The 11,915-nt window shown below is 47.7% G+C and carries 9 protein-coding genes; 4 read left to right on the forward strand and 5 right to left on the reverse strand.

What is annotated here, in order from left to right; all coding sequences use genetic code 11:
- Window positions 1–115 precede the first annotated feature (115 nt).
- Complete coding sequence (locus AOA56_RS13560; protein ID WP_024733249.1) at window positions 116–751, reverse strand: single-stranded DNA-binding protein; 636 nt, start codon at window positions 749–751, stop codon at window positions 116–118.
- Between the two features lie 211 nt (window positions 752–962).
- Between AOA56_RS13560 and typA the strand changes: the two genes are divergently transcribed.
- The 3 genes from typA to hpf all read left to right on the forward strand — a co-directional run bounded on the left by typA (window position 963) and on the right by hpf (window position 4,437).
- Window positions 963–2,795, forward strand: a complete 1,833-nt coding sequence (gene typA, locus AOA56_RS13565; protein ID WP_024733250.1) for a translational GTPase TypA — start codon at window positions 963–965, stop codon at window positions 2,793–2,795.
- A 15-nt stretch (window positions 2,796–2,810) separates the two neighbouring features.
- Window positions 2,811–3,689 (forward strand): phosphatase PAP2 family protein, encoded by an 879-nt coding sequence (locus AOA56_RS13570; protein ID WP_048622194.1) that lies wholly within the window; start codon window positions 2,811–2,813, stop codon window positions 3,687–3,689.
- Window positions 3,690–3,897: 208 nt separating this feature from the next.
- Window positions 3,898–4,437: a ribosome hibernation-promoting factor, HPF/YfiA family gene (gene hpf / locus AOA56_RS13575; RefSeq protein ID WP_024733252.1), complete on the forward strand. Its 540-nt coding sequence runs from the start codon at window positions 3,898–3,900 to the stop codon at window positions 4,435–4,437.
- 145 nt (window positions 4,438–4,582) lie between these two features.
- Here hpf and AOA56_RS13580 read toward each other — a convergent pair whose 3' ends face one another.
- Window positions 4,583–5,239 carry a YigZ family protein gene (locus AOA56_RS13580; RefSeq protein WP_048622195.1) on the reverse strand — a complete coding sequence of 219 codons (657 nt, stop codon included), beginning with the start codon at window positions 5,237–5,239 and terminating at the stop codon, window positions 4,583–4,585.
- A gap of 163 nt (window positions 5,240–5,402) precedes the next feature.
- Between AOA56_RS13580 and AOA56_RS13585 the strand changes: the two genes are divergently transcribed.
- Window positions 5,403–7,979 (forward strand): transglycosylase domain-containing protein, encoded by a 2,577-nt coding sequence (locus AOA56_RS13585; protein WP_053769895.1) that lies wholly within the window; start codon window positions 5,403–5,405, stop codon window positions 7,977–7,979.
- Between the two features lie 147 nt (window positions 7,980–8,126).
- On the opposite strand, the gene AOA56_RS13590 is transcribed toward AOA56_RS13585, so the two are convergent.
- The 3 genes from AOA56_RS13590 to uvrC are packed head-to-tail and all read right to left on the reverse strand — an operon-like array spanning window position 8,127 to window position 11,894.
- Window positions 8,127–9,059 (reverse strand): ROK family glucokinase, encoded by a 933-nt coding sequence (locus AOA56_RS13590; protein WP_024733255.1) that lies wholly within the window; start codon window positions 9,057–9,059, stop codon window positions 8,127–8,129.
- Between the two features lie 18 nt (window positions 9,060–9,077).
- A complete protein-coding gene (gene hprK / locus AOA56_RS13595; RefSeq protein ID WP_024733256.1) occupies window positions 9,078–9,995 on the reverse strand; it encodes an HPr(Ser) kinase/phosphatase in 918 nt (305 codons plus the stop codon).
- 54 nt (window positions 9,996–10,049) lie between these two features.
- Window positions 10,050–11,894 (reverse strand): excinuclease ABC subunit UvrC, encoded by a 1,845-nt coding sequence (gene uvrC, locus AOA56_RS13600; protein ID WP_048622197.1) that lies wholly within the window; start codon window positions 11,892–11,894, stop codon window positions 10,050–10,052.
- Window positions 11,895–11,915 lie beyond the last annotated feature (21 nt).

Here is an 11,915-nt window from a genome sequence, read left to right on the forward strand (position 1 = left end):
AACTCGTTTCTTTCCTTTTCACACTTTAGAACATTAAATCGTTATTACTGCAAGTGTATCACTATTCCCGATATGTGTCAAACATCAATTCCACGAGCATTTACAGGATTTCTTTTTATTCTTCCTGGCACTCCAGTTTGCTCACCGACACTTCATAGGCTGTTCTCTTTTCCGTCTCCGTGTCTGATAATTTCTTTATATATTCCCGGCTCTGTACCCGTCCGAGAATATGTACATGCGCGCCGACTTCAAATGAAGAGGCAAATCTCGCGTTTCGTCCCCAGCAGATACATGGAATGTAATCCGACTTCCCGTACGGCCGGTTTACAGCCAGCAGAAGATCCGCGATCTCCCTGCCAAGCGGCGTTTTGCGGTATACCGGTGATTTGCAGATATACCCGTCCAGAAAAATACTGTTTGTCTTGACGCCATCCATATCCTCATCGCTCTCCACAAAGGACACTTCCCTTGCGAAAACTGACAGCACCAGCCTGTTTTTCTGTTCTTCATGCCGATTATAGGATCTGAACTGTCCCTGGACAATAATATATTCGCCCACATAATCCTGCGTCACATCAATCAGACGCTCGGAGATCATCACCGGAATCCGGTCCTCAGAATTGCTCAGTCTCTTCACAAGGACTTCCATCGTGTAAAATCCTTCTCCGAATACTTCGTGGCTGAATTCAAATGTACTTGCCACCTGTCCCATAATCGTAACCTGGTTGTTTTCAATAATCTTATCTGACATGAAATGTAATTCTCCCTTCCTCTGATAGGTATTTTTTATCTTTAATACTTTATGCCCCTCTTTGAAAGGATATGACCTATGAGGAAATTTTTCCAGAAAATTCGATCGACATATTCCGATAAATATGGATAGAAATGCTTGTAAAATCCAAAAAATATGGTAGACTATATAAGTTGCTACATTATATAAGTAGAAAGAAGGATGTAACGATATGAAAATAAAACGTGAAGACATTCGTAATATTGCGATTATTGCCCATGTAGACCACGGCAAAACGACCCTGGTCGACGAACTGTTAAAGCAAAGCGGCGTTTTCCGTGAAAATCAGGAGGTCGAGGAGCGTGTCATGGACTCCAACGACATCGAACGGGAACGTGGGATCACGATCCTTTCCAAAAATACGGCCGTTCATTACAAAAATACAAAAATCAATATCATCGACACTCCAGGACATGCTGACTTCGGCGGAGAGGTGGAACGTGTCCTCAAGATGGTAAACGGCGTAGTCCTCGTAGTGGACGCGTTTGAAGGTCCGATGCCGCAGACCAAGTTTGTGTTGAAAAAAGCGCTGGAATTAAAGCTCCCTGTCATTGTCTGTATCAACAAAATTGACCGCCCGGAAGCCCGTCCGGACGCTGTCATCGATGAGACACTGGAGCTTTTCATGGATCTGGATGCAGACGACAGCCAGCTCGACTGCCCGTTTGTCTACGCTTCTGCCAAAGCCGGATACTCCATTCTGGAACTCGATGACAAGCCGGAAAATATGATTCCGCTCTTTGAGACGATTCTGGAATACATTCCCGCTCCGGAAGGAGACCCGGATGCCTCCACACAGGTACTGATCAGTACCATCGATTACAATGAATATGTGGGCAGAATCGGCGTCGGCAAAGTGGACAATGGAACGATCCGTGTAAACCAGGACGTGATCGTAGTAAACCATCACGAACCAGACAAACAGAAAAAGGTTAAAATCAGTAAACTCTACGAGTTTGATGGGCTAAACAAGGTAGAGGTGCGAGAAGCCGGCGTCGGTTCTATCGTTGCTATCTCCGGTATTGCGGATATCTCCATTGGAGACACGATCTGCTCTCCGGACGACCCGAAACCGATTCCGTTCCAGAAGATTTCTGAGCCTACGATTTCCATGCAGTTCAAGGTCAATGACAGTCCGTTTGCGGGACAGGAAGGAAAGTTTGTAACCTCCCGTCATCTTCGCGACCGTCTCTTCCTGGAACTGAATACCGACGTCAGCCTCCGTGTGGAAGATACGGATGATATGGACAGTTTCAAGGTGTCCGGCCGTGGCGAGCTTCATCTCTCCGTGCTGATCGAGAATATGCGCCGGGAAGGCTACGAATTTGCTGTCAGCAAGGCGGAAGTGCTCTATAAAGAAGATGAAAACGGAAAACTTCTCGAACCGATGGAGCTGGTCTACATCGATGTTCCGGATGAATTCACCGGAACCGTCATCGACAAGTTAAGCCAAAGGAAGGGTGAGCTCCGCAACATGGGCATGTCAAACGGCGCCTACACAAGACTTGAATTCTCCATCCCGTCCCGCGGGCTGATCGGATACCGAGGTGATTTCCTGACTGACACGAAGGGAAACGGAATTATGAATACCGCCTTTGATGGCTATGCCCCATATAAAGGCGAGATCCAGTACCGGAAAAACGGTTCTCTCATCTCCTTTGAAACCGGAGAAGCATTGACTTACGGTCTGTTCAATGCCCAGGAGCGCGGTACGCTCTTTATCGGACCGGGTGAACGTGTCTACTCCGGCATGGTAGTCGGCCAGAATGCCAAGACCGACGACATTGAGCTGAACGTTTGCCGTGCGAAGCATCTGACCAATACCCGCGCTTCCGGCTCAGACGATGCATTAAAATTGTCTCCTCCGCGTATCCTGAGTCTGGAGGAAGCGCTTGACTTCATCGATACGGATGAGCTTCTGGAAGTCACTCCAAAGAGTCTTCGGATCCGCAAAAAGATTCTGGATTCCAGGCTCCGCAAGCGTGACAATCTGAAAAATAAATGATGGGGTGTGTCTGACATGAATCTGTTATGGTTTCTGGAAGGCATACGGACTCCTGCAGGTAACGATTTTTTTCAATTCGTTACCTGTTTTGGGCAGGAGACCTTTTTGCTTTCCGTACTTTGCTTTTTTTATTGGTGCTATGACAAGAAGTTTGCCCGCCGGATCGGACTGACGTATTTTTCTTCCGGCCTTGTAGTGCAAAACCTGAAAATTATCTTCCGGATCCCGCGTCCCTGGATTCTGGATCCTGATTTCCATCCGGTACAAAGCGCTATACCACACGCAACCGGCTACTCCTTCCCCAGCGGTCACACCCAGGGTGCGACAAGCCTCTTTGCTTCACTGGCGCTTGGGTCCAAACAACGGAGTACAAAATTTCTCTTTACCGCCTCCTTTCTGCTTGTCGGATTTTCCCGGATGTATCTTGGCGTCCATACTCCAAAGGATGTGCTGACTTCCCTTGTGATCTCCCTTGGGTTCTCTGTGGCGTACTCCCGGTATGCAGATATTCTGTTTCGGAAGATCCGTACTTTGTCTGCCGTACTGGCGGGGATTTCCTGTTTCGTACTTGCCTCAGCCTTTCTTCTAGTGAAATATGACGGTCTGCCGTCCATGTACGCCGCCGACACGATCAAGGCAGCAGGTGCAGGACTCGGTTTTGCTCTGGGACTGTGGCTAGAAGAGACGTATCTGCATTTTTCCACCGCTACCCGGACCCGAATGGGGCAGCTTTTGAAACTGGCACTAGGACTAGGCTCCACTCTAACGTGGAAACTCTTTCTCTCCGGATGGAGCGCTCTTCTTCTATGGAAAGTGTTCGAGTATGCGTTCCTCGTCGTGTGGATCCTCTTTCTTTACCCCGCCCTCTTCACTTCGGTACAGAAAAACATCTGATTTTTTCATTCTATTACTTTTACTTTATAAATTTTATCAGTAAACTTATTTTTGAATTTCTGATTTTTTAGTTATTTATAATTGCATGTCTGAAGTCTTCGTAGTATAATAAGGACAAGAATTCAAATCTCAGATTTGAACGGATCTTCTGCCTTGGCTGCCGAATCCGGCGCCTATGCAGGAAATACAGGAAAAAGGAGTTGGGCTTATGAAATTTATTATGAGAGGAAAGAATATCGATGTGACGCCTGCCTTAAAGGAAACAATCGAACACAAACTCGGAAAACTGGAAAGATATTTTACTCCTGATACTGAAATACACGTTACGCTCAGCGTAGATAAGGAAGAGCAGAAAATTGAAGTTACTATCCCGCTGAAGGGAAATATTATCCGTTCCGAACAATCAAGCAACGATATGTACGTTTCCATTGACCTGGTTGAGGAGATCATCGAACGTCAGCTTCGCAAATATAAGAATAAACTCGTGGAAAAGCATCAGGCTGGTGTGGATTTCAACAAAACTTTCGTAGATGACCACGATCACGACAGTGTTGAGGACGATTCCATCCAGATCATCCGTACAAAACGTTTTGGCATCAAACCGATGTTCCCAGAGGATGCCTGCATTCAGATGGAACTTCTCGGACATAATTTTTATGTATTTACTAATGCCGAGACAGACGAGGTGAATGTTGTATACAAGAGAAAGAACAACACGTATGGTCTGATTGAGCCGGAATTCCAGTAGGAGGGAATATAAAAAGAGATTTCGCCTAAAGCGAAATCTCTTTTTCTGTGTATGCGACGAACCAAATCCCGAACCTTCGTGGAATCTTGGCGTCTGCTTACAATCCCGGAATATGTCTTTGCTACTTCTGGCGATGAATGACACTCTATTTGTTGAAAAGAAGTATCTTACCCTCGTGTACGGCAAAATAACACTTCTCTTTCCACCCAAGTCCTGCCTGTCCGTTGGTCCCCTCAGTTAGCTCTTTCTCAATCTTTCCCTTCTCCACATCCGGAACAAGGCACACGATGCGGACCTGATCTGTATATTGTATATCCAGAATATGAATCCCCTGCTGTGCGAGAATATACTGGATTTTTCCAAATCCGGTATATTCCGTCCGGATTTCCAGTTTAGACGCGTATTTTCTGGTAATAATAGTACTTGCAAGCAATCCTTCCTTAGCCGCCCCGGAGTATGCCCGTACCAGCCCTCCCGTTCCAAGAAGCGTCCCGCCAAAATACCGGGTCACCACGACCACCGTGTCATGGATTCCCTCTCCGGTCAGCACATCAAGCATCGGCTTGCCTGCTGTTCCACCCGGTTCTCCATCGTCGCTGAAACGCTGTAATTCAAAACGCTCGCCCAGCACATAAGCATAGCAATGATGGGTGGCATTATAATGCTTCTTCCGAATTTTCTCTATAAACTCCAGTGCCTCTTCTTCTGTATCAATATGAGAGACTTCGGCCAGGAACCGGGATTTCTTCTCTACGATCTCGCTTTCCCCATGCCCCAGCACTGTCCTGTATTCTTCCAACATGTTCCTTCCTCCTCGTCTGTTCATTTTAACTATAACAGGATTTTCGACTTTTTCAAAACTTTTTCTTAAATTTTTCTCAGCGAATACGGAAGATTGCAATTTTTTCTTTATTTCAATATTGAAATTTGGTATAATGGTTTGGTATAAAAGGAGGCAAATGCTCATGAACTATGGTAGAAAAAAAGCTGCTAAGAAACGAAGGGACATTACCTCGAAATCCAAAATGAAAAAGAAGCGTCTTGGCGTACGGATCTTTAAAGGAGTGCTTCTCACTCTTTTGCTTTTGATGGTAGCCGGATGCGTGGGCGGCGGGATATTCCTCAAGAAGGTCATCGACAGCGCCCCGGATGTTACCCCGGAAGATGTAAAGCCGACGGGTTACACATCCGTTGTCTATGCTTCGGACAATAAGACTGAGACCCAGCGGCTCACTTCCGCCGGTTCCAACCGTGTTTATAAAACCATCGATGAGATCCCGAAGGATCTGCAGCACGCTTTTGTTGCCATCGAGGACGAGCGTTTTTATGAGCATAACGGAATTGATCCAAAAGGTATCGTACGTGCCGGAATGATCGGTCTTACTACCGGAGATTTTTCTCAGGGTGCTTCCACCCTGACACAGCAGCTGATCAAGAATAATATTTTTGACTTCATGTCTGAAGATACGTTCTTCGACAGACTAGAACGGAAAATTCAGGAGCAGTATCTGGCACTGAAGCTGGAAAAGCAGATGTCAAAAAGCGAAATCATGGAAAACTACTTAAATACCATCAACCTGGGTCAGAATACGCTCGGCGTACAGGCAGCATCCCAGAGGTATTTCAACAAGGACATTTCCCAGTTGACTCTGTCTGAAAGCGCAGTCATCGCGGCCATCACCCAGAGTCCAAGCTACTACAATCCGATCACTCACCCGGATCACAATGCGGATCGCCGCAAGCAGGTTCTTAAAAACATGCTGGAGCAGGGATACATTTCCCAGGAGGCCCATGACGAGGCGTTGGCCGATGATGTCTATGCCCGCATCCAGAATGTCAATACGAACATCACGCAGAACACGACTCCTCAGAGCTACTTCGTAGATGCACTGACAGAGCAGATTCTGACAGACTTGGAGGATCCGGACGTCGGACTTGGCTACAGTGAAACTCAGGCATACAATACCCTTTACAAGGGCGGTTTAAGTATCTATTCTACCCAAGATCTTGAGATCCAGGGCATCTGTGACCAGGTACTCAACGACGACAGCAATTATCCTTACAAAGTCCAATACGGCCTGTCTTACGCACTGACTGTAACAAGGGCTGACGGAACACAGGAGAATTACAGTTCCGGTCATATCAAGCAGTTCCGGAATATGAAATATGGTCTGACCTTTGATTCTGAGGAGCAGGCACATCAGGTCATTGAATCGTTTAAAGCATCCATCGCAAAAGAGGGAGATACCTATGACGAGGTCATCAATCTCTCTCCCCAGCCTCAGGCTTCTGTCACTGTCATTGATCAGGCGACAGGACAGATTAAGGCGATGGTCGGCGGCCGTGGCACAAAGTCATCCAGTATGAGTCTGAACCGTGCCTACACTGGATCTACAAGACAGCCGGGATCCTGTTTCAAGATCCTGTCCACTTACGCTCCTGCTCTTGACAGCGCAGGAGAAACGCTGGCAACCATTATCAAGGACGAGCCGTACGAATACGCGGACGGTACTCCGGTTTCCAACTGGTGGGGCAATTACTACCGTGGCAATATGACAATGCGGAAAGCCATCGAACAGTCTGCAAATATCTGTGCGGTCAAGACACTGACGGAGATTACCCCGCAGCTTGGTTTTACCTACTGCCAGAACTTCGGACTAAGCACACTGGTCGAAAGCCGTACGACAGACGAGGGTAAAGTCTTTACAGACATTCAACAGCCGCTTGCTTTAGGCGGTGTCACGGACGGTGTTTATAATTACGAAATGTGCGCTGCGTATGCAGCAATCGCCAATGGCGGCGTTTACCAGGAGCCGATCATGTACACGAAGATTCTTGACCATGACGGCAATGTCCTGCTTGACCGCACACAGACTCAGGAGAAGCATACTGTATTGAAAGATTCCACCGCTTTTCTGCTCACCAGCGCGATGGAAGATGTCATCAAAAAGGGAACCGGGACTCCTGCCCGTCTTTCCAATATGGATGCGGCAGCAAAGACCGGTACGACCTCTAACAACGTGGATCTCTGGATTGCGGGTTACACACCGTATTATACCTGTACCATCTGGTCCGGATACGATGACAATACTCCTCTTGCGGATCGTGAGTGGGATTACCACCTGAAGATGTGGAAAAAAATCATGGATCAGATCAATACGACCAAGGGTCTGGCCTACACACAGTTTGAAGAACCGGATTCGGTTGTAGAACGTACCGTCTGCACAAGTACCGGAAAACTTGCAGTATCCGGATGTCCTGCTGTAACAGAATACTTTGATAGGGATACGGCTCCGACTCAGAGTTGTTCCGGACACCGTTCGGCAAAGAAACCATCATCTGACAGTAAAAAGGATGATGAATCTTCTGACAGTTCCGATCAATCTGACAGTGCTAATCAATCTGACAGTCATTCCGATGGGAACTCTTCTGGCAGCGATTCCACGGATTCTTCCGAATCCACTGACACAAGCCAGGACGGCACGACCGGAGAAGACACTTCCGGTGAAAGCTCAGATGCCAATCAGGGAGTCACCCAGTAGAAGTCAGAGATCACTCCAGTAAGGCAGTTATCGTCTTCATAACAACAGTATAAAAGGGAGATCGCATCAACATATGCGTATCTCCCTTTCTTTATATTCGCAATTTTATACTGTTTCTTTCCGTCTGTCCTCCGTAAGGTCAGCCACTTAGTCTAATACCATTTTTGCCGCTCCGCAGATTCCAGCGTCGTTTCCAAGCTCCGCCAGCGCGAATGTCACATCCTGATTTGCAAAAAACGCACGCTCTTTGTAAGGCGTCTCGACATATGGGATCAATACTTTTCCTGCTTTCGATACACCGCCTCCGATAACGATCACAGATGGATCTATTGCAGCCGCCAGATTGGCAAGCGCATATCCCAGATAGCGTCCGAATTCTACAGCAATCTCGTCAGCGAGACGATCTCCTGCCTTTACTGCGTCAAACACCGTCTTGGCATTTACCGGCCCCTTTCTCAAGGTGCTGTCCTGCTCTGTGGATTCCAGCCTCTTCTTTGCAAGACGGGTAATTCCCGTTGCGGATGCATACTGCTCAAGACATCCGTAATTTCCACAGCCGCATTTCTCTGTCTCCCCGTAATTCACACAGAGGTGTCCGATCTCTCCTCCCGCCCCATGTGCTCCTGTCAGGATCCGGCCTCCGATAAGGATTCCGCCTCCTACGCCTGTTCCAAGAGTCACCATAATCATATTCTTGCATCCGCGTCCGCCGCCGAGCCACATCTCTCCCAGGGCTGCCACATTTGCGTCATTTCCTGTCGCCGTCCGTATACCGGTCAGCTCTTCCATCTCTGCTTTGACATTTTTCTCTTCCCATCCGAGGTTGGCGGTAGATTTCACAAATCCCTCCTCCGTAATCGGAGCCGGGACGCCGATTCCGATACCTGTCACCTCTTCCTTGGAAATTCCCTCTTTTTCCAGTCTGTTCATAAGAGATTTGGCGATATCCGGAAGAATGTTTCGTCCTTTCTCCTCGATCCGAGTCTTGATCTCCCACTTATCCCGAATCTTTCCATCCTCCTGAAATAATCCCAACTTGACAGTCGTACCTCCAATATCAATTCCAAAACAATACTTCATTTTTCTCTTTCCTTCCTCTTATTTTGCCAGACTTTCCTGTACCCGTCTGTATAATTCTTCCGCCGCATTATAACCCATCTGTTTCTGTCTGTGGTTGACAGCGGCAGACTCTACAATAATCGCCAGATTTCGTCCCGGACGGATCGGGATCGAATGGCACACAACCTTATTTCCTAAGAACTCTGTAGATTCTTCCTTAAGACCAAGGCGGTCGTACTCTCGGTTCTTGTCCCACTCTTCCATATTGATTACCAGATCGATCGTCTGTGTCTCACGCACGCTCTGTACCCCGAAAAGACTCTTCACATCCACTATACCAATACCGCGCAGCTCGATGAAATGTCGGGTAATATCCGGAGCTTTCCCTACCAAGGTGTCATCGCTCACTTTGCGTATTTCGACCACATCGTCTGTGACAAGCCGGTGGCCCCGGTTAATCAGCTCCAGAGCCGCCTCACTCTTACCGATACCGCTCTCACCCATAATAAGTACACCGACGCCGTACACGTCAACCAAAACACCGTGAATTGAGATACACGGCGCCAGTTCTACATTGAGCCACCGGATCACCTCCGCCGTAAACGCCGAAGTCTGCTTGCTGGACTGGAAGATCGGCACTTTCATCTCATTGGCCATCTGAAGGAACGTCTCATCCGGTTCCAGATTTCGGCAATATACAATACACGGAATCCCATAGGAGAGAAGCTGTGTATACATCTCTTTCTTCTTCTCGTCCGAAAGAGTTTCCAGATATGTATACTCTACATATCCGATGATCTGAACACGATCCGAATCAAAATGGTCAAAATACCCTGTAAGCTGCAATGCCGGACGATTGATATCCGGAACCTGAATCTCTGACTGTGTCAGATCAAGATCCGGCGTCAGATTTTTCAGACTCATCTTTTCAATTAACTTTTCAAGCTTCACACCCATATTTGTTCTCCTTATCTGTCTCATATGAAATCACTTTGTGAATAGTATATCATATCAATGGAAAAAGTTGTACACATCCTGAGCAGATTTTTCATTCATTGTAGGGAGTTTTTTCAATTCCTCAACGTCTGCCTGACGGATGGCATCCAGACTCTGGAAGTGTTTCATTAAATCCTTTCTGCGCTTTGGACCCACTCCTGGAATCTCATCCAGAATCGAGTGAACCTGCCCCTGCCCCCGAAGTTTTCGGTGAAACTCGATGGCAAAACGGTGTGCCTCATCCTGTACACGGGTAATGAGCTTAAATGCCTCAGAATCCGTCCGGATCGGAAGCTCCTCGTCCCGATAGTAAAGTCCCCTCGTACGATGCCGGTCATCCTTTACCATTCCACAGACTGGAATCTGAATATGCAGCGCGTCCAACACTTCCTCCGCAATGTGAACCTGTCCCTTTCCACCGTCCATTAGGATGAGATCCGGGAAGACAGTAAATCCACCGAATTCCTTGCCCTCTTCCTTCTCTTTCAGACCATGCTGAAACCGTCTCGTAAGGACTTCCCTCATGCTCGCGTAATCGTCAGCCCCTTCCACACCCTTAATACGAAATTTCCGGTAATCGCTCCGCTTTGGCTTTCCGTCCTCGTAGACAACCATGGAACCCACCGATGCGAACCCATTCGTATTGGAAATATCAAACGCCTCCATCCGGTGAATACCGGCGATTCCGATGATCTGTTCCAGTTCTCTTACAGCCCCCGTTGTTCTTCCTGCCTCCCGGATAAGCCGCTCCTTATCCTTTGCAAGAACCATGGCTGCATTCTTCTGTGCAAGTTCGCAGAGCTTTTCTTTTTCACCCTTTTTGGGAACTGTGAACGTCACCTTATGACCTCTGCGCTTCGTCATCCACTCTGTCAGAAGATCCGCCTCCGCAAGCTCATAAGGAAGTAGAAGCTCCCGTGGGATATACGGCGTCCCGGCATAAAACTGCTTAATAAAACTTGCCAGGATTTCCGCTTTTGTCTCATCCGGGTCGGTCCGCAGATAGAAGTGATCCCGCCCAATGAGCCGTCCGCCACGAATGAAAAATACCTGCACCACAGCGTCCCCCTCTTCCCTTGCAACCGCCAAGACGTCCCGGTCCTCCCCCGGTCTCCCCGCGTCCGTAATCTTCTGCTTCTCCGAAATCTTTTTTACACTGCTGATCAGTTCCCGGTACTCAATGGCCTTTTCAAATTCCATCTGTTCTGAAGCCTCCAGCATCTTCTCCTCTAGTTCTTTCAGAATACCGTCGTAGTGACCGGACAAAAACTTTACCACCTCGTCGATGGACTCCCGGTACTGATCACTGGAAATATAGCCCTGACACGGCGCGTCACACTGCTTAATGTGATAATACAGACATGGCCGTTCTTTTCCGATGTCTCTTGGAAGCGTCCTGCCGCAGCTTCTCAGCCGGTAGAGTTTCCTCACCATGTCGATGATATCCTTCACCGCCTGAGAACTCGTAAATGGTCCAAAATACTTCGCCTTGTCCTTGGCCTGCCGGCGTACCATCATAATACGCGGGAACGGTTCCTGAACTGTCACCTTGATAAATGGGTAGGTTTTGTCATCCACAAGCATCGTATTATACTTCGGACGATACTCCTTGATCAGATTGCACTCCAAGACAAGTGCTTCCAATTCAGAGTCCGTGACAATATATTCAAATCTCCGGATGTGCGTCACCATCTGCTCTATCTTGACGCCTTTATTTCTGCTGCTCTGAAAATACTGGCGTACCCGGTTTTTCAGACTGATGGCTTTGCCAACATAGATGATCTCATCTTTCTCGTCGTGCATCAGATAGACCCCAGGCTTTGCCGGAAGCTTTTTCAGCTCTTCTTCGATCACAAACATACTTTCACCTCATTAACTCCA

The sequence above is a fragment of the Sellimonas intestinalis genome, from assembly GCF_001280875.1.
In the GTDB taxonomy this organism is placed as follows: Bacteria; Bacillota; Clostridia; order Lachnospirales; family Lachnospiraceae; genus Sellimonas; species Sellimonas intestinalis.